19 protein-coding genes are annotated in these 16,688 nt (G+C 63.7%); 10 read left to right on the top strand and 9 right to left on the bottom strand.

The window, feature by feature from the left end; all coding sequences use genetic code 11:
- The 3 genes from JF66_RS00270 to JF66_RS25175 all read left to right on the top strand — a co-directional run bounded on the left by JF66_RS00270 (position 1) and on the right by JF66_RS25175 (position 3,334).
- Positions 1-2,052 (top strand): flagellar biosynthesis protein FlhA, encoded by a 2,052-nt coding sequence (locus tag JF66_RS00270; RefSeq protein WP_035873739.1) that lies wholly within the window; start codon positions 1-3, stop codon positions 2,050-2,052.
- Positions 2,027-2,908, top strand: a complete 882-nt coding sequence (locus JF66_RS21460; RefSeq protein WP_051972922.1) for a hypothetical protein — start codon at positions 2,027-2,029, stop codon at positions 2,906-2,908. Before JF66_RS00270 ends, JF66_RS21460 begins: the two co-directional genes overlap by 26 nt.
- Positions 2,909-2,977: 69 nt before the next feature.
- Complete coding sequence (locus JF66_RS25175; RefSeq protein ID WP_081882033.1) at positions 2,978-3,334, top strand: carbon storage regulator; 357 nt, start codon at positions 2,978-2,980, stop codon at positions 3,332-3,334.
- Between the two features lie 17 nt (positions 3,335-3,351).
- Here JF66_RS25175 and JF66_RS00255 read toward each other — a convergent pair whose 3' ends face one another.
- From JF66_RS00255 to idi, 8 genes are read right to left on the bottom strand one after another with little or no spacing between them, the layout of a single operon-like run.
- The gene (locus JF66_RS00255) at positions 3,352-3,723 is read right to left on the bottom strand and encodes an RNA-binding S4 domain-containing protein (protein WP_035873736.1); all 372 of its coding nucleotides are present in this window, start codon (positions 3,721-3,723) and stop codon (positions 3,352-3,354) included.
- Positions 3,724-3,765: 42 nt separating this feature from the next.
- Complete coding sequence (locus JF66_RS00250) at positions 3,766-4,659, bottom strand: prenyltransferase (protein ID WP_035873777.1); 894 nt, start codon at positions 4,657-4,659, stop codon at positions 3,766-3,768.
- A complete protein-coding gene (locus tag JF66_RS00245) occupies positions 4,652-4,975 on the bottom strand; it encodes a lycopene cyclase domain-containing protein (RefSeq protein ID WP_035873735.1) in 324 nt (107 codons plus the stop codon). Before JF66_RS00245 ends, JF66_RS00250 begins: the two co-directional genes overlap by 8 nt.
- Positions 4,972-5,295 carry a lycopene cyclase domain-containing protein gene (locus JF66_RS00240; protein ID WP_035873734.1) on the bottom strand — a complete coding sequence of 108 codons (324 nt, stop codon included), beginning with the start codon at positions 5,293-5,295 and terminating at the stop codon, positions 4,972-4,974. Before JF66_RS00240 ends, JF66_RS00245 begins: the two co-directional genes overlap by 4 nt.
- The gene (crtI, locus tag JF66_RS00235) at positions 5,292-6,899 is read right to left on the bottom strand and encodes a phytoene desaturase family protein (protein WP_035873733.1); all 1,608 of its coding nucleotides are present in this window, start codon (positions 6,897-6,899) and stop codon (positions 5,292-5,294) included. The genes JF66_RS00240 and crtI overlap by 4 nt, the downstream gene beginning before the upstream one ends.
- Positions 6,896-7,783, bottom strand: a complete 888-nt coding sequence (locus JF66_RS00230) for a squalene/phytoene synthase family protein (protein ID WP_035873732.1) — start codon at positions 7,781-7,783, stop codon at positions 6,896-6,898. Before JF66_RS00230 ends, crtI begins: the two co-directional genes overlap by 4 nt.
- The gene (locus tag JF66_RS00225) at positions 7,780-8,826 is read right to left on the bottom strand and encodes a polyprenyl synthetase family protein (protein WP_035873731.1); all 1,047 of its coding nucleotides are present in this window, start codon (positions 8,824-8,826) and stop codon (positions 7,780-7,782) included. Before JF66_RS00225 ends, JF66_RS00230 begins: the two co-directional genes overlap by 4 nt.
- The gene (gene idi / locus JF66_RS00220; RefSeq protein WP_035873730.1) at positions 8,819-9,364 is read right to left on the bottom strand and encodes an isopentenyl-diphosphate Delta-isomerase; all 546 of its coding nucleotides are present in this window, start codon (positions 9,362-9,364) and stop codon (positions 8,819-8,821) included. The genes JF66_RS00225 and idi overlap by 8 nt, the downstream gene beginning before the upstream one ends.
- A gap of 72 nt (positions 9,365-9,436) precedes the next feature.
- On the opposite strand from idi, the gene JF66_RS00215 reads away from it, so the two are divergent.
- A complete protein-coding gene (locus JF66_RS00215) occupies positions 9,437-9,949 on the top strand; it encodes a MarR family winged helix-turn-helix transcriptional regulator (protein ID WP_035873776.1) in 513 nt (170 codons plus the stop codon).
- Positions 9,950-10,046: 97 nt separating this feature from the next.
- On the top strand, positions 10,047-10,514 hold the full coding sequence (locus JF66_RS00210; RefSeq protein WP_035873729.1) for an NUDIX hydrolase: 468 nt from the start codon (positions 10,047-10,049) through the stop codon (positions 10,512-10,514).
- A gap of 17 nt (positions 10,515-10,531) precedes the next feature.
- Here JF66_RS00210 and JF66_RS00205 read toward each other — a convergent pair whose 3' ends face one another.
- Positions 10,532-12,991, bottom strand: coding sequence for an ATP-dependent DNA ligase (locus JF66_RS00205; RefSeq protein WP_035873726.1), 2,460 nt, complete (start codon positions 12,989-12,991; stop codon positions 10,532-10,534).
- A 97-nt stretch (positions 12,992-13,088) separates the two neighbouring features.
- Here JF66_RS00205 and JF66_RS00200 point away from each other — a divergent pair, with 97 nt between their 5' ends.
- The 5 genes from JF66_RS00200 to JF66_RS00180 all read left to right on the top strand — a co-directional run bounded on the left by JF66_RS00200 (position 13,089) and on the right by JF66_RS00180 (position 16,520).
- Complete coding sequence (locus JF66_RS00200; RefSeq protein ID WP_035873725.1) at positions 13,089-13,892, top strand: Ku protein; 804 nt, start codon at positions 13,089-13,091, stop codon at positions 13,890-13,892.
- 72 nt (positions 13,893-13,964) lie between these two features.
- Positions 13,965-14,582: a CDP-alcohol phosphatidyltransferase family protein gene (locus tag JF66_RS00195; protein WP_369797921.1), complete on the top strand. Its 618-nt coding sequence runs from the start codon at positions 13,965-13,967 to the stop codon at positions 14,580-14,582.
- Between the two features lie 94 nt (positions 14,583-14,676).
- On the top strand, positions 14,677-15,090 hold the full coding sequence (locus tag JF66_RS00190) for an FHA domain-containing protein (RefSeq protein WP_081882037.1): 414 nt from the start codon (positions 14,677-14,679) through the stop codon (positions 15,088-15,090).
- The gene (locus JF66_RS00185) at positions 15,090-15,785 is read left to right on the top strand and encodes a MerR family transcriptional regulator (RefSeq protein ID WP_035873724.1); all 696 of its coding nucleotides are present in this window, start codon (positions 15,090-15,092) and stop codon (positions 15,783-15,785) included. The genes JF66_RS00190 and JF66_RS00185 overlap by 1 nt, the downstream gene beginning before the upstream one ends.
- A 183-nt stretch (positions 15,786-15,968) precedes the next feature.
- Positions 15,969-16,520 carry a MerR family transcriptional regulator gene (locus JF66_RS00180; RefSeq protein WP_035873723.1) on the top strand — a complete coding sequence of 184 codons (552 nt, stop codon included), beginning with the start codon at positions 15,969-15,971 and terminating at the stop codon, positions 16,518-16,520.
- Positions 16,521-16,688 lie beyond the last annotated feature (168 nt).

Genomic DNA, 16,688 nt, shown 5'->3' with positions numbered 1-16,688 from the left:
GTGAATCGCAATCTCACCAAGCTTGCCGTGCCTGTCGGAGTGGTCGGCATCATTCTGCTGCTTGTCGTGCCGATCCCGGCGGTCATGCTCGACATGCTCATCATCGTGAACATCATGCTGGCGCTCGTCACGCTGCTCACCACGATGTTCGTGAAGAAGCCCCTCGACTTCTCGGTTTTCCCCTCGCTGCTGCTGGTGGCAACGCTGTTCCGGCTCGGCCTCAACGTGGCTTCCACCCGCCTGGTTCTCGGGGACGGCTACGCCGGCCAGGTGATCGAGGCTTTCGGACATGTCGCCGTGGGCGGATCGATCATTATCGGCGCCGTCATCTTCCTCATCCTCGTGGTCATCCAGTTCGTCGTGGTCACCAAGGGCGCCGAGCGCGTGGCCGAGGTCGGAGCTCGTTTCACCCTCGACGCCATGCCTGGCAAGCAGATGGCCATTGACGCGGACCTGAACGCGGGCCAGATCACCGACGCGCAGGCGAAGGATCGCCGCGCGGAGGTGTCAGCGGAGGCCGACTTCTACGGCGCGATGGACGGCGCTTCGAAGTTCGTCAAGGGAGATGCGATCGCCGGCATCATCATCATCATCATCAACCTCGTGGGCGGCATCGCGATCGGTATGCTGCAGAAGGGCATGGAGGTCAGCGAGGCACTCAACACCTACGCGCTGCTGACGATCGGCGACGGCCTCGTCACCCAGATTCCCGCGCTCCTCATGGCTGTATCCACCGGCATGATCGTCACCCGCTCGAACGCGGAAACGGATATCGGGTCCACGGCCTCGGCGCAGCTGTCCCAGTCACGCTACGCGCTCACGATCGCCGGTTCGGCAGCGATCTTGATGGCGATCATCCCCGGCATGCCCATCTTCCCGTTCCTCATTGTGGGCGTGGCGTTGATCGTGATCGGGCAACGCATGAAATCGGGAGAGACCTCCAAGCAGGCGGCAGCGGATGCGAGCCTCGCGGCCGAGAAGACCGCGCCCCGCGCGGACACGCCGGAAGACCTGATCGAGCAGATGCGGGTTCATGCCCTGGAGATCATGCTGGCTCCCGACCTCGTGGATTTGGTCTCCGGAGCCTCCGACGACCTCCTCGCTCGTGTGCGGGGCCTGCGCCGCAAGATCGCCCTCGACCTGGGTGTCGTCGTGCCTCCCGTGCGCACCCGCGACAGCGTCGAGCTGCCGGCATCGACGTATTCCATTCGCATTGCCGGAGTGGAATACGGGCGTGGTCTCGCCCCGTCGGGCAAAGTACTCGCTCTGGGCGAGGCACTCGACAACCTGCCGGGCGTGGTGACCGTTGAGCCGGTCTTCGGCCTGGCCGGCAAGTGGGTACCGAGCGAGATGCGGCACAGCGCCGAGATGACCGGTGCCACCGTGATCGACCGGGTGTCCGTGCTCATCACTCACCTGTCATCGATCATCTCGCTCAACGCCGCACGACTTCTCACGCGAGAAGACGTGCGCGTACTGACCGACGGCGTCAAGCAGGTCAACCCCGCTGCTGTCGACGATCTCATACCGAGTTTGCTCTCCCTGGCCGAGGTGCAACGGGTCTTGCAGGGCCTGCTGATCGAGGGGATACCCATCAACGATCTTCCCCGCATCTATGAGGCCCTGTCGCTGCGAGCCAAGGTGAGCAGCGACCCGGAAGGTCTCATCGAAGCGGCGCGGCAGGCCCTGGGGCCTGCCCTGACCGTTCAGTACCTCGACGGTAGTCTGTTGCGTGTCATCATGATCGAGCCGACTCTTGAACAGTCGATGCTGGAAGGAATGCGGCCCTCCGAGCAGGGCACTCAGATCATGATGGACGCCGCAAAGATCGAGACCGTGCTGTCGAGCGTTCGAACGTCTGTGGCCGCAATTGAGGCGAGCGGGCTGAGCGCCGTGCTCGTCTGCGCGCCGGCGTTGCGTCCGGCCATCCGCCGGCTGGTCTCAACCCAGTCCGGTGGGCTCCCGGTACTCTCGTATCAGGAGGTCACGTCGGCCAACGTGACGATCGAGACGGTGGGAGTGGTTCGTGGAGCCGAATCACTTTCTGCTTAAGGGCGCGTCCCTGCAGGAGCTGCAGGACCAGGTTCGCCTCGAGCACGGACCGGATGCGCGGATCGTATCGGCCGAGCGTGTCACCGTGGGCGGAGTGCGTGGATTCTTCGCACGCCAGCACTTCGAAGCGACCGTGGAGGTCTGGCCTTCGGAGCGTCGCGCGGTGCGTGCCCTGCTGGACGTGCCGGCGCGACTCGGCATCGCAGCGTTGTTGGACGTTGCCGATGCGGCCGAGGCGCGCAGCAACGGGCTCACGAGCGAACCGGAGGTATCTACCGAGTCGGAGGATTTCGCCGCTCTCATGGACGATCTCACCTTCGCGACGGCACGGCACGTCCCGGCAGCGGCGTCCCACGGCTTTCATCGACAGGCTCCCGCTCCGCTGACGGCAGCCGGCGATCTCGTGCTCGTGATCGGTCTCACCGTGGAGGCCCTGGAGGTGGCGCGAACGATGGTGCTCACAGCGACCGGCGCCGATCTGCGCGTGGGCGGCTCCCTTGTCGTGGCGGGACTCGACAGGATCGATGACCGGCGACAGGCCCTGGCCGCGCGCGCGCGCGGAGTCGAACTCGATCAGGTGACGTTTCTCGCGTTTGGTCTGGCTCGTCCCGGCGTGGACGTCTCCATCGATCTCGCCCTGCGCACCGCAAGCATAGAGAGCATCGGGGCCGATCAGGTGTGGGCCGTGGTGGATGCCGGACGTAAGGCGGACGACACCGCTCGTTGGGTGACTGCCGTTGGGGAATCGGTTCAGATCGACGCCGTTGCCGCGCTCGGCGCCGAACTCACTGCCACACCTGGCACGGTGTCTGACCTGCGGTTGCCCGTTCGCTGGATCGAGTTCGCGAACGCTTAGCCGCCGTCAGGACGACGCGCGGCGGCCCCTGGAGAGGGTGCGGCCGACAGGTCGCGATAGGCTGAACGAATGCTGGTTCTGACACGCAAACCGGGGGAGAAGATCCTCATCGGTGACGATATCGTCATCACAATTCTCGATGCCCGTGGAGACAGCGTACGGATCGGAATTGATGCTCCGCGCGGGGTCAAGATTCAGCGTGACGAAGTCGTTCGTGCCGTGGGCGAGGCCAATCTGGCAGCGACTGCGGTCGATGCCGAAGCGGAACAGCGCATCAAGCGCAATCTCGGGCTCTTGGGCCTGCGGGTGCCGTCCACGCGTCCGCTTCTCGATGGCCCGACGGCACCGGTTCCGACCGAGACCGAGACCGAGACCGAGGTCGTCGCCCCGACACTTCAGGCAAGGCCGCCGCTCCCGGAGGCCTGAGGGCCGCCATCCTCTGCCTAATACCCGCGGAGTTCTTCGATGTCGCGGCGTTCGCGTTTAGTGGGGCGCCCGGCGCCCCGATCCCGTACCGGGACCATGGCGACTTCCTCGCGGGCCGGCGGCGGAGGCGTATGGTCGACGAAGCACTCGGCGGCAACGATCGCGCCCACGCGCTTGACGATCAGTCGTGACACGATCAGAACCCGGTCGAAGCCATCGCTTCGCACGCGTACCTCGTCGCCGATTCGCAGGGACTGGGCAGCCTTGGCTTTGTCGCCGTTCACGCGCACATGCCCGGCCCGGCAGGCAGCCGTGGCCATGGACCGTGTCTTGAACAGGCGCACCCCCCATGTCCAGCTATCGACGCGGGCGGTGACCAGGGGTTCCATTATTCAACTCTATTGCGTTGTCGCCCCCGCGTGTTCGACCCGTTATGCCCTCAGCCCGGACCATCCGAGCAGGAGCAGGGTGACGACGAATCCCGTGAAGAAATTGAGCCAGAGGAAATGTTTCCAGCCGCGGTTGGCCAGGTCCGCCCTGTCATCGGTGACCGACCAGTAGGGGAGAGCAGCGATGATATACGGGAGCACAAGAATCGCAGCGATCGGGCCCGGCCACCGTGTCAGCAACATCAGCAGTCCGGCCAACGTCCATAGACCGATGGCGAGGCGTACCGTGTGTGCAGCACCGAGGACGGTAGCCACGGAGGAAATACCGGCGTCACGATCGGGGGTGACGTCTTGCACCGCTCCGAAGGCGTGACTGGCCATGCCCCACAGCAAGAAGGCAGCGAGCAGCGCCCAGAGGCCGGTGGTGAATGCGGCCCCGGTCACGAGCAGGGCGTACACCGCCGGACTCACAAAATGAATGCTCGAGGTGATCGAATCGAGCCCCGGTCGCTCCTTGAACCGCAGCCCCGGCACGGAATAGGCGACGACGAAAAAGAGGCTCACGGCCAGGGCCGCCCATGACAATGGGTGTGCGGTGCCGCCCATAACGAGCATCACTGCGATCAGCGGAACCGCCGTGACGATCCCGGCGGCGATCACGGGTCGATGCATTGACGGTGCGAGCAGGGCGCCCTCGACACCGCCCTTGCGTGGATTTCGAAGGTCGGACTCATAATCGAAGACATCGTTGATGCCGTACATCACGAGGTTGTACGGGATCAAGAAAAATAGGGTCCCGACCAGAAACATGAAGTCGACTCGCCCGGTGGTGATGAAGTAGGCCGCCGCGAAAGGGAAGGCCGTGTTGACCCAGCTGAGGGGACGCGAGGAGAGTGCCACCTGGCGGATTTTCCAGAGCAGGGTGGATTCACGCATCTGCACGAGCACCGCCCTTCCTCGCTCCCACGAGCACCCAGATTGACGGTAGCAGGAGAACGGCGGCGAGAGGATACGCGAAGTCTTCGAGGGGGGCCAGACCAACGAACCAACCCACGAGATGAGCCGGGTCGTAGGAGAAGAGGCCGGCCGAGATCATCACGTTGTCGAAGACCGCAGTCAGTGTCAGAACGATCCCGAGGGCGATGCCCATGGATGCCATCAAGCGTCGCGTCAGGAGACCGCGCAGGGCCGCGGCGACCACACATGTGGTGACGACAAGCAGAAAGCCGGCGTTCAGGATGAGATAGGTCATCTCCTGACCCTGCCGGCGAGTAGTCGGTGCGCACCGAGGGTCAGGTTCATGGTCAGGTAGGCCAGGAAGGTGAGAAAAAAGAGTTCTTCAACGGGGAGCTCGGGTGCGAGCTGAAGGCCCGTCATCAGCTCGGTTTCGCCACGGTAAAAGATGCCCAGCCCGATGCCGAGGAGGTCCCAGCAGAGAAAGAGACCAACGCCCGCGACGAGCACGAACGTTGCGCGTCGTGCATCGCGCCAGAAGAAGAGCGAAAACGCGCGGTCGAGCACGACCATGCCCGTCAGGGAGACCAGCAGGATCAGGAGGTACAGCGTGCTCATTGCTGTTTGGGCTCGGGCTGCCGCGCTGGTTCGGGTAAAGGACCGGTGGTGACGTCGCCGCGCATGCGCTTAACCAGGATCTCTGCACTGATCAGGCACATGGGGAGCCCGATCCCGGGGATGGTCGTGCCCCCGGCGTAGTAAAGGCCGTCAACCTTCTTCGAGGCGTTTGAACCTCGCAGGAAGGCGCTCTGGCGGAGCGTATGAGCGGGGCCGAGTGCGCCTCCGCGCCAGGAATTGAGATCGGTGGCGAAATCAGCCGGCCCAACGGTGCGTCGAACAACGACCCGGTCGCCGAGATCGGGGATCCCAGCCCACTCGGAGAGCTGTGCGATCACCGAATCTGCGATGGCTTCGATGGTGTCCGAACCGGCCCCATTGATGCCTCCGTGTCCGAGGCCAGGATCGGCGGGGACCGGTATCAGCACGAACAGGTTGCTGTGGCCCGCGGGGGCGACGGTGGGATCGGTCGCGTTGGGCATGCAGACGTAGAACGATGCCGGTGACGGCACCGAGGGATGCTTGCCGAAAATTCGTCCGAAATTGTCGCCCCAGTCCCGCGTGAAAAACAGCGAGTGGTGCTTGAGCGCTGGAAGTTCGCCGTCAATGCCGAGCATCACCAGCACCGCGCCAGGACCGGAGGTACGGCTATTCCACCATTTCTCGGGGTACGTTTGCTCTCCGGCCGCGAGCAATTCGGTTTCCGTGTGGTGCAGGTCGGCCGCGGACACCACACGGTCGGCGTCTAGACGCATGCTCAGGCCGTCGGCCTGGACATAGCTCACGCCCGTCACGATGTGGTCTTTGCCCCGAATCGGGTTGGGAGCGGTCAGGATACCGGTGACGCGGGCGCCCGTGATCACCCGAACGCCCTCGCGCACGGCCAGATCGGCGATGCTGCCGATGAGTTGGGAGAATCCTCCCTGGGGGTACAGCACGCCGTCTGCGAGATCGAGGTGGCTCATCAGGTGGTACATCGAGGGAGTCTGGTCCGGTGATGAACCGAGGAACACCGCGGGGTAACCCAGAATCTGGCGCAGGCGCGGGTCCTGCACGTAGCCGGCGGCAAATTTGTCGAGGGGCTGCAGCAGCAGACGGGCGAGTCGCCCCAGTCGAGTGAGCACGTCGCGCACCAGGAAGGGACGGAACGATGCGAACGTCGAGTACAGGAACCGGTGCACGGCCATGTCGTACGTGTCCTTGGCCGATTCAAGGTACCTGGCCAGAGCAACACCGGCGCCGGGCTCGAGGCTCTCGAACAGCCTGATGTTTTCATCACGGTCAGCCTTGATGTCCACCGGGTGGGAATCGCCCTCGAAGTACACACGGTATCCCGGATCGAGACGAACAAGGTCGAGCTGTTCAGCCGACGATGTGCCGAAGAGCCGGTAGAAGTGCTCGAAGACCTCCGGCATGAGATACCAGGAGGGGCCCGTATCAAAGCGAAACCCGTCGGTGTCCCAGACACCGGCTCGTCCGCCAAGTTCATCACGAGCCTCCAGCAGAGTGACCTCGTGCCCATCGCGGGCGAGCAGGGCAGCACTGGCGAGGCCGGCGATGCCTCCGCCGATCACCACGATCCGGGACGGCTCTGTGGTTGTCATCGTCGCCGCCCCGCAGAACCGACGACCGCACCCAGCGCAATAACCAGCTTCTCACCGTCGGGAACGCGAATGCGGGCCCGCAGAAGCGTTTCAGCCGGTGTGGCACGCAAACGAATGGAGAGATGAGTGAAGAGCCCGTGGGCGGCCATGACGGCCCGTCGGCTGCCGGGCGGGAGAGCAGGTAAGACCCTGTCCGCCGCGGCCAGGTCGTTGTCGATGTCGTCGAGAATGTGGTTCTTTTCGAGTTCAGTCATAGTGAGCGGATCGATTCCGGGAAAGTAATTGCGTCCGAGAATTTCTCGGTCGCATGCCAGGTCACGCAAGAAATTGATCTTCTGAAAAGCGGCACCGAGACTGCGTGCTCCGAGTTCGAGCTCTCGCAGTGCGGTCGAGGAGCGCGGCGAATCCTCCAGGAAACAGCGCAGGCACATGAGCCCGATCACCTCGGCGGAACCGTAGATGTACTCGGCAACGCCCGCTTCGGTGAACGGGCTTGAATCCAGATCGCGCCGCATCGAAGCGAAGAACGGAGCGGTAAGGCTGGAATCAATGCCCGCTGACCGGGCAGTCGTCGCGAACGCGTGCACGATCAGATTCGTGCTGTAGCCGCGCACAATCGCGCGCTCGGTTTCACGCTCAAGGTCGTCGAGCAACTCGCGTTGGCCGTCGATGCCGATACCGGCTCCGGCTGCTGCGCCGTCGACGATCTCGTCGGCGATCCGCACGAGCGCATATATGGTGCGCACGTGCGTGCGAACCTTGGTGTCGAGCAGGCGTGCCGCGAGGCCGAAAGAGGTGGAGTAGGCGCCAATGACCGTCGTCGCGCTGGCGATGGCTGCGGCGTTATACCGATCGATGTCGGTGGGAGTCGGTGCGGGACTCATCGGGATCGACTCACAGACGATTCGGCGAGGACGGTGAGTTTTTCTCGCAGGTCCAGGGGAAGCGTGGATTCGGTGAGTGCATCGATCGCACTCGTCGCGTAGTCCCTGGCGAGTTGCTCCACCGCGTTCCGCGCTCCACAGGCGTCCAAATGAGTCCGCGCCCGTTGAGCCTCTCGCTCCGTGAGGTCCCGCTTGCCGACGAGCGGCGCTATGGCGTCCCAACCAGGAACGGATCGCGCGTGGGCCAGGAGCGCCGTTTGCTTGCCTTCGCGGAGATCGGCGGTGACACTCTTGCCCGTTTTGGCCGGATCGCCGAAGATCCCGAGCAGATCGTCGGTGAGCTGGAAAGCGACGCCGACCAGTCGGCCGAATCTCCCCAGGGCATCAATAGCCTCTGGTGATGCCGAGGCGAGAACGGCTCCGGCCTGGAGCGGCGCTTCAAATGAGTACACCGCCGTCTTTTGGTCGAGAGTGGCCACGACCTCGTCTATCCCCGGGGGGTGCTGGGTGAGGGCGTTGGTTACGTCGGCGAGTTCTCCGGCAGCAGAGATGAAGACGGCGCGGTCGAGAAGGTCGAGTAGTTGCATCCTCGTTTCGCTGGCGATGGGCAGTCGAGCCAGAATGCGGTGGGCCTCACTCAGCGCCAGGTCCCCGGCCAGGATTCCGGCCGCGGTAGCCCACACTGCAGCCTGATCAGGGCCCGCTCCGCGGGCGAAGGCCCGGTCAGTGAAGCGTCCCGCGATGTTGGCCACCCCACGCCGCAGCAGATCCCGGTCAATGACGTCATCGTGGATGACGAAGGCCGTGTGCAGCAGTTCGAAGCTCACGGCAACCTGCGATGCCAGCGCGACATCGCGGCCGCCGAGGCCGGTGAAAGCTGTCAATACGAGGGTGGGACGGATGCGCTTTCCTCCTGTCGCAGCGTGCGCCAGCGCATCCCAGAGAGCGAGGTAATGTTCACCGTACTGGCTCGCTCGCGTCCGGGAATCTGCAAAAAACTGCGTGAGCCCGAATTCGACGTCCGGCGAGGTCGTCTCAAGCACGAAAGCTCTCCAGTTCGGCCACCTGCAGCGCGAGCCAGGGGCTGAATGCCCACGGGGCGTCCTCTGCGGCCCGGCGCAGAGCGGCAGGCGTGGACCAGGTGTATTCGAGCACCTCATCGGGGTTGGGAATGGGCTCACTGACGGTCGTCGCGACGTAGACCGGGCATATTTCGTTTTCAACGATCCCACTGCTGTCGACGGCGCGATAGCGGAATGCGGGAAGACTCACACTCACGTCGATCGGATCCAGGTCGAGCCCGAGTTCGAACTTCGCCCGTCTCACAACTCCGAGGTTCAAGGCCTCGCCCGGCATCGGGTGGCCGCAGAAGGAGTTGGTCCACACTCCCGGCCAGGCCTTCTTGCCGAGCGCTCGGCGCGTGACGAGAACTTCACCGATCGGGTTGAAGACGTAGCAGGAAAATGCCAGGTGCAGGGCGGTGTCCGTGGTGTGCACACTGTGTTTGGGCGCTGTGCCAATTTCGCGCCCGCGCTCATCGAGCAGCACGACCAGCTCTTCGGCCAGGTCCAGGGTGTGCATGTGTGGGGTCTCCCGGTGTCGTGAAAAGCTGAATTCGCTAACTTGGTTAGCTTGTTGAGGCTAGCATGGGGCATGTCCGAAAAAGAGATTCCTCTGCAGACACAAGCACTGTACTGGTACCACACAGGCGAGCGTACAGCCTCGTCGGTGGCAGTCTTGCAGTCGCTCCGACGCTTCCGCGCGGCGGACTCGGCGCTCAGGCGTCGCACGCAAGAAGAAATGGCCATGAACGAGACAGATCTGATGGCCTTGCGCCACCTGATCAAGAGCGCCGCATCCGCGTCGTCGGTGAGTCCGAAAGATCTGAGCGCCTACCTTGACATCTCGTCGGCAGCGACCGCGAAGTTGCTGTCCCGTCTCGTGAAATCCGGTCATGTTCGACGCGAGGCGCATCCGAGGGATCGTCGGGCGCAAGTGATTTTCGCGACCGAGGAAGCGCATCGAGATGTGCGGAGCACTCTAGGCCCCGCCCATGCCCGTATGCTTGCCGTCGCGGAAAGCCTCGACCCTGAGCAGCAGCGGGCTGTGGTGCATTTTCTTGATGCCATGAGTTCTGCCGTGCGGGACGACGAGGGCGTGCGGTGACCGAGGGTGCCGTTGCCCCGATGTCCGTCTCTGAGGATATCGGCCTGATTGCTGTGCGGTCTTGAGACTTCGTGCCGGGGAGGGCCATGCTGGGAACATGACGAACGGCGGCGGAGATGCGTGGGTGTACGGACCCAACGGCGGCAGATTCTGGGGTCGGTTCGGCGCCGCAGGCCTGCTCCTGCGACATCCGGAGCATGGGGTGCTGTTGCAGCACCGCGCTGTCTGGAGCCACTTCGGCGATACGTGGGGCCTCCCGGGAGGAGCGCGTCATGAAGACGAAACCGCGGTCGAGGCCGCGTTCCGAGAGGCTCGGGAAGAAGCAGGCGTGCCCGAAGATGCCCTGCGCGTTCTGTTCACGTCGGTTGTGGACCTCGGTTTCTGGTCTTACACGACCGTCGTCGCTGAGTCCACGCACGATTTTGACCCCGTCATCAGCGATGCGGAGAGCATCGCCTTACGCTGGGTCAAGCCTGACGAAATCGCCGATTACCCTCTGCACCCCGCGTTCGCCACAAGTTGGCCTGAGCTGCATCGTCGGCTGGAATCGTTCGTGCCCGACTGATTCCCGACCACGGGCCGCTATTCGCGACTGACGTCGAGAGGTGTTTTGTCGGGTCGCCAGCCGCGCCACGACGGATGGCGCAGTCGACGGCCGGGTGTCCACTCGGCGAATTCCACCTCGCCGACGAGTTCAGGGCGCACCCAGATGACACCCGCGGCCTCGTCGTCGCCCAGATCGGCGAACGGACAGCCTGCGGCCGTGATGGTGTCCATGAGCTGCCGTGCACGTACGAGGTCACGATCTGTGAATCCCGTGCCGACACGTCCGACGTACTCCAGCGTTCCCTCGTGGGGAACTCCGAGAAGAAGCGACCCGACCATGTCGGCGCGGTTGCCGCGCCCGGGCCGCCATCCACCGACGACGACTTCCTGCGTCCGTCGCTGGGTGATCTTGATCCAGGCGTGAGAGCGGTGTGCGGCCCGATACGTGGAGTTGTGGCGCTTGGCAACGACGCCTTCCAGACCTAACTCCCTGCTTGCGTGAAGGGCGGCTTCTACGTGGCCGTCGAAGGCGTCCGGAATTTGAACCGCTGCGACGGGGGCCACCGATCGCCGCAGAAGCTCGCGGCGTTCATCGTACGTACGGCCGAGTAACGACTCGCCATTGCGTTCGAGGATATCGAAGATGAGGTAGACCACCGGTGGACCGGGGGGCAGCTGGCCGTGACGGGGAGGAGAGATCGATGGCAGGCGAGTCTGGAGTCGCGAAAAGTCGGGTCGGCCCCGTGAATCCAGCGCGACGATTTCGCCGTCGAGGACGGCGGTGCCGCCGCCGAGGGCCGTGACCAGTCCGGCAACCACCTCAGGGTAATAGGACGTCGCGTTGATCGCGTTGCGTGTGCTGAGCCGCACGCGTGGCCCGGGTGCCACGAGCGCGACCGCCGCCAGTATACGAATGCCATCCCACTTCATCTCGACCGCCCAGTCGCTCGCCGGGCGGAGGTCGGCGGGTGTGCCCGTGGTCGCGAGCATGGGGGAGTATGCCGGCGGGTCGGACCCCTCGGGGAGCCCGGCCCGAGCCGCCGCGTTCTTCGCCACCGGAGTCGTGCTGTCGTCGGTAGCCGGCGCCATGAGATGAATGAGCCAGTTGTTGTCCGGCCGGCCCCGTCCTGCTGTGTGGATCAGCGCAAATCTGCGGGGGCCACCCAGCCCGCCGCCTCCGTCGGGATAGAGGGTGACGATGACCTCGTCGTCGCGCCATTTCTCGATTTCGGCGCTGCCGGCGTCCCAGATCCGCATCGTCCCCGCTCCATACTGCCCGGCGGGAATGGTGCCTTCGAACTCCCGATACTGCAACGGGTGGTCCTCGGTGCGCACCGCCAGATGGTTGTGTGCGGAGCTCGTGGGCATCCCCTTGGGCAGCGCCCAGCAGGCGAGCACACCGTTGTGTTCCAGCCGTAAATCCCAGTGAGACATTCTGGCGTGATGTTCGTGCAGCACAAACGACCGTCCCGTGCTGGTCGACGGCGTGGGGTCGAGGGCTGCAGGGACAGGTTCCGGGGTGTGCGTGGCGTCACGCTTCGCTCGGTAGGCCCCGAGCGGGTCCGGGTCGGCCAGGGAGACGGATGTCCTCTGCCGGTGGGGAGTGCCAATGGAGCCGAGTGCGCCCAGGGGGTCGCTCCCGCCACTCATCCTGCGCATGACCTCCACATAGTCCAGCTGCGTCAGGTCGCCGGCGGCCAGCTCATCCCACGTTCGCGGCGCTGCGACCGTGGGATGTGACAGTCCGCGCAATGAATAGGGCGTTACCGTCGTTTTCGCGGCACTGTTCTGACTCCAGTCGATGAGGACCCGTCCGACGCGCGCCGACTTCGTCATGGTGCTCACCACGAGATCCGGGTGATCCGCTTCCACGGCACGTGCCAGCTCGTGCGCCACTGCGGAGATCTGTTCGCTCGTGGAGCGCATGTCCAATGCGGAATACAGATGGATGCCCTTGCTTCCGCTCGTCACCGGGACCGGGTCGAGTCCCATGCCGGTCAGGAGCGCGCGCAGTATAAAAGCGACTTCCGCGCACTCGACGAGCGAAGTCCCTGGTCCAGGATCGAGATCCAGCACCAGTCGGTCGGGGTTCTGCCTCATTTCCTGCGGACCGAACCGCCACTGCGGCACGTGGATTTCGAGGGCGTTCAGCTGAGTCAGCCACAGCAACGTGGCGAGATCGTTGACAAGCGGATACTCGTTGGCGTGCTCACGGTGGCGCACCGTCCCGCGTATGATCCACTCGGGAGCGCCGGACTCCAGATTCTTGTGGAAAAACATCGGCCCCGGCGCCGACTCCGTTCCCACGCCGTGCACCCAACGCTTCCGCGTTGCCGGGCGCCAGGCAATCGATGGAACGAGAACGGGAGCGACACTGACGTAGTACTGGAGAACGTCGGCCTTGGTGGTGTTCGACTCGGGGTACAGCACCTTGTCGAGGTGGGTGAGTGTCAGGCGGTGGCCGTCCACAGAGACCACCGGGCTCGTAGCATCCATCACACCAGAATGCCCCGCTCCATGGATTCGGACTAGGTTCGCTGCGCTGCGCGAATTCGGGCTAGCTGGTCACGGAATATGGGTGTCTACTGGACAGGTGAGGTCAATCTGGAAGGGTGCGATCACCTTCGGGCTCGTGAACGTTCCCGTGAAGGTGTACAGCGCCACGGAAGATCACGACGTAGCGTTGCATCAGGTGCACGATCATGATGGTGGACGCATCCGATACCAGCGCCGGTGCGAGACCTGCGGTCAGGTCGTTGATTACGAGCACATCGACAAGGCCTGGGACGACGGAGAACAACGCGTCATTCTGACAGAGCCAGAACTGGCATCCCTCCCCGCAGCCCGCGCTCGTGAGATCGAGGTCGTCGAATTCGTGCCGAGCGACCAGCTCGACCCCATCATGTATGAGCACACGTATTACCTGGAACCAGAGGGAATGTCGACGAAGGCCTACGTTCTGCTTCGGCGCACACTCCACGCAACCAGCCGCACGGCTATCGTGCGCTTCGCGCTGCGCCAGAAGACTCGACTGGGCGCCCTGCGAGTCAGGGGAGATGTTCTGGTGCTTCAGGGTCTGCTGTGGGGAGATGAGGTGCGGTCAGCGGATTTTGCTGTGCTGGCCACGCCCGTATCGGTCTCTGATCGGGAACTCGAGCTGTCCGGCGTTCTCGTGGAGTCCTTTGAGAAGGACTTCACTCCAGACGAGTTCTCCGACGACTATCAGGTGCAGCTTCGCGCGCTCATCGCTGGAAAACTGGATCGGGGCGAAGCCCGCACCGTACACGCGCTGGACGCCTCCGCTGATGCGCCGGCCGGGGGTGACGTTCTCGATCTGATGGAGGCACTCAGGCGTAGTGTCGACGAGAGCCGTCGTCGGTCATCCGGGGCCGGCTAGCATCATGATATTTCTCAGAGTTCTTGCTGATCGGGAGCCTTTTTGAACGAGAAGATCAGTAGACTGGACACCGTGACGAGAGCAGAGCGCACCGAGGTCGGCTCGCAGGTGATGACCGTGCCCAACGGGCTGAGCGCCATCCGTCTGCTTCTCGTCCCGGTTTTTCTCGTCTTACTGGCTCAGGGCTCTGATGCACTCGCACTCATCGTGCTCGCGTTCTCGAGCCTGACGGACTTCCTCGACGGTTTCATCGCCCGCCGTTTCAATCTCGTCACCCGCCTGGGTCAGCTGCTCGATCCTGCCGCTGACCGCCTCTACATTTTTGCGGCCCTCATCGGCCTCGCCTGGCGTGACCTGGTGCCCTGGTGGATTGTGTTGCTCGTCGTGGGTCGCGATGTCTTCCTGCTCGGGTTGGGCGTGATCCTGGCCAACGTCGGCTTCGGTCCGCTTCCGGTGCACACGTTGGGAAAAGTAGCGACATTCTGCCTGTTCTACGCCCTCCCCATGATCATGCTGGGACAGGCCTTTCCAGACCTGTCGTGGTGGTCGCAACCAGTGGGGTGGGCCTTCGGTCTGTGGGGCGTCTTCCTGTACTGGTGGGCTGGAATCATCTACGCCATTGAAACGATGCGCGTGATTCGGATTCCGCGGGCCATTGTGCCGGTGCAATCAGATACGCTGGAAGCATAGGAGGTGCAACGTGGCCGATTTTGAGAATTCGAACAAGGAGCAGAACGAGCCCGTGCCCAAGAACACACACGATTCGGTCAGTACCGACACCACGATGACTTTCAGTCAAGAGTTCGCTGCGCAGATGGCATCGATTGACGCAAACGTCACCGCCGAGGAGCAGGAAGCGATTGCGGCGCTGCCGTCCGGTTCTGCGCTGCTCGTTGTGCGTCGCGGTCCCAACGCCGGTGCGCGATTCCTGCTGGATGCCGACGTCACGACGGTGGGGCGTCATCCGAACGCGGATATCTTTCTCGATGACGTGACCGTTTCGCGCCGTCACGCGCAGTTCCTGCGGAACGCAACGGCCTTTGAGGTGAAAGACCTGGGATCCCTCAACGGAACCTACTTCGACGGCGTGCGCATCGAGACCGCAGTGCTGAACGATGGCGCTGAGGTGCAGGTGGGAAAGTTCCGTCTCACGTTCTACGCGTCCCGTCTCGATCTCGCGCGCACGGCGAGCGAATAATGTCGGCGTCCTCCGCCCAGGTGAAAGCCTCGGGCGCAGCGCCGCTATTGAGCATCGGTCAGGTGCTGGCTCGGCTCACGCCGGACTTCCCTGAGCTGACGCCGTCAAAACTTCGTTTCCTCGAAGAGCAAGGTCTGGTCTCACCGGCTCGTACCGGCTCCGGGTATCGCAAATTCTGCTCCGGCGATCTGGAACGCCTCCGGCTCATCTTGTCCATGCAGCGTGACCATTACCTCCCACTCAAGGTGATTCGGTCCTATCTGGAGGACCTGGACGCCGGACTCTCGCCGACGCTGCCCGGTGGGGCAACGCCCGGTCCCTCCATGCTGTCCACGCTCCGGCGCCTCACGCGCGAAGAGCTGGTCCGCGAGGCCGGGGCGTCCGTCACGCTGTTGCATGATGCAGTTTCGGCGTCAATCATTCTGCCGGCCGACTACTACGGTGAGAATGCCCTCCAGGTGCTTCGCGCGCTCGTAGAGCTGCAACGCAGCGGCATTGAACCTCGTCACCTGCGCGGATTCCGCGGAGCCGCCGAGCGTGAGCTTGGCCTGATTGAGAGCGCCCTCGTGCCCTTGGCGCGGCGAAAAGATGCCTCCAGCCGGGCCAAGGCCGCGGAGATGGCCGTCGAGATCGCCGGGCAACTTGAAGTTATTCGCAGCAGCCTGATCCGTTCCGCTCTGGGGCGGTTAGGCTGAACTATCCGTTTCACCACGGTTGGCATCCCCGCAGCGAGATTCGTGACCATGGCGCGTCGAAATTCTTCGATTTCGACACGGCAAGTTCGTGGGGCGAATGTCAGCCGTCTGATGCCCGGTTGTCGGTACCGTTAACGACAGCGATCAAAACTTCATCGCGAAGAATTCCTGAGAGGCAGTCGTATGAGTGAGCTCAAACCCGATGACGTCGCCTCGCGCTATTCACAGGGACTGCTGTTCACCGACGGACTGCCCGAACTCGATGAGAATTCCGGCTATCGCGGCGCTGTGGCGGCACGGGCTGCCGGAATCACGTACCGCCAGCTCGACTACTGGGCACGTACCGGCCTCGTCGAGCCGACTGTGCGCGGGGCTGCCGGGTCAGGATCTCAGCGCCTCTATGGCTTCCGAGATATCCTCGTGCTCAAACTCGTCAAGCGTCTGCTCGACACCGGAATCTCGCTCCAGCAAATTCGAACGGCCGTCAACCAGCTGCGAGAATCAGGGGTCAGCGACCTGGCCCAGACCACGCTCATGAGCGACGGAGCGAGTGTCTACTTGTGCACGTCAAACGATGAGGTCATCGACCTCGTCAGCCGTGGCCAGGGTGTCTTCGGCATCGCCGTTGGCAAGGTACTGCGCGAGGTCGAGACGAGCCTCGTCGAGCTCAACCTGCAGGAAGCTGATCCGTCCGATGAGCTCGCGGCTCGTCGTTCGTCCCGCAAAATCTCCTAGCCGCGCCCCGGTTCCCCACCCCATCGTCACGAGGGCACAGGCCCAACCTCAGAAACTACCGAGGACCGCCTGACGGGCGGGGTATCCAGTTATAAAGATTCTCAGGCAGCCCCGAGTGTACCTTTCGGGGGCTGCCTGAGAATTTTCATTGTCTGAGGTGAGGAGCCT

Origin of the sequence: Cryobacterium sp. MLB-32 (genome assembly GCF_000738085.1) — a bacterium.
In the GTDB taxonomy this organism is placed as follows: domain Bacteria; phylum Actinomycetota; class Actinomycetes; order Actinomycetales; family Microbacteriaceae; genus Cryobacterium.
The sequence above is the reverse complement of the archived record's forward strand: the minus strand, read 5'-3'. Positions and strand labels throughout refer to the sequence as shown.

Bases quoted from the DNA above. Each gene is read 5' to 3' on its own strand.
- JF66_RS25175 (WP_081882033.1), top strand. From the start codon at position 2,978: ATGCTGGTTCTGACACGCAAACCGGGGGAGAAGATCCTCATCGGTGAC.
- JF66_RS00245 (WP_035873735.1), bottom strand. From the start codon at position 4,975: ATGACCTATCTCATCCTGAACGCCGGCTTTCTGCTTGTCGTCACCACA.
- JF66_RS00230 (WP_035873732.1), bottom strand. From the start codon at position 7,783: ATGAGTCCCGCACCGACTCCCACCGACATCGATCGGTATAACGCCGCA.
- JF66_RS00185 (WP_035873724.1), top strand. From the start codon at position 15,090: ATGTCGGCGTCCTCCGCCCAGGTGAAAGCCTCGGGCGCAGCGCCGCTA.
- crtI (WP_035873733.1), bottom strand. From the start codon at position 6,899: ATGACAACCACAGAGCCGTCCCGGATCGTGGTGATCGGCGGAGGCATC.
- JF66_RS00180 (WP_035873723.1), top strand. From the start codon at position 15,969: ATGAGTGAGCTCAAACCCGATGACGTCGCCTCGCGCTATTCACAGGGA.
- JF66_RS00210 (WP_035873729.1), top strand. From the start codon at position 10,047: ATGACGAACGGCGGCGGAGATGCGTGGGTGTACGGACCCAACGGCGGC.
- JF66_RS00190 (WP_081882037.1), top strand. From the start codon at position 14,677: ATGACTTTCAGTCAAGAGTTCGCTGCGCAGATGGCATCGATTGACGCA.
- JF66_RS00215 (WP_035873776.1), top strand. From the start codon at position 9,437: ATGTCCGAAAAAGAGATTCCTCTGCAGACACAAGCACTGTACTGGTAC.
- idi (WP_035873730.1), bottom strand. From the start codon at position 9,364: ATGCACACCCTGGACCTGGCCGAAGAGCTGGTCGTGCTGCTCGATGAG.
- JF66_RS00205 (WP_035873726.1), bottom strand. From the start codon at position 12,991: ATGGATGCTACGAGCCCGGTGGTCTCTGTGGACGGCCACCGCCTGACA.
- JF66_RS00255 (WP_035873736.1), bottom strand. From the start codon at position 3,723: ATGGAACCCCTGGTCACCGCCCGCGTCGATAGCTGGACATGGGGGGTG.
- JF66_RS00250 (WP_035873777.1), bottom strand. From the start codon at position 4,659: ATGCGTGAATCCACCCTGCTCTGGAAAATCCGCCAGGTGGCACTCTCC.
- JF66_RS00240 (WP_035873734.1), bottom strand. From the start codon at position 5,295: ATGAGCACGCTGTACCTCCTGATCCTGCTGGTCTCCCTGACGGGCATG.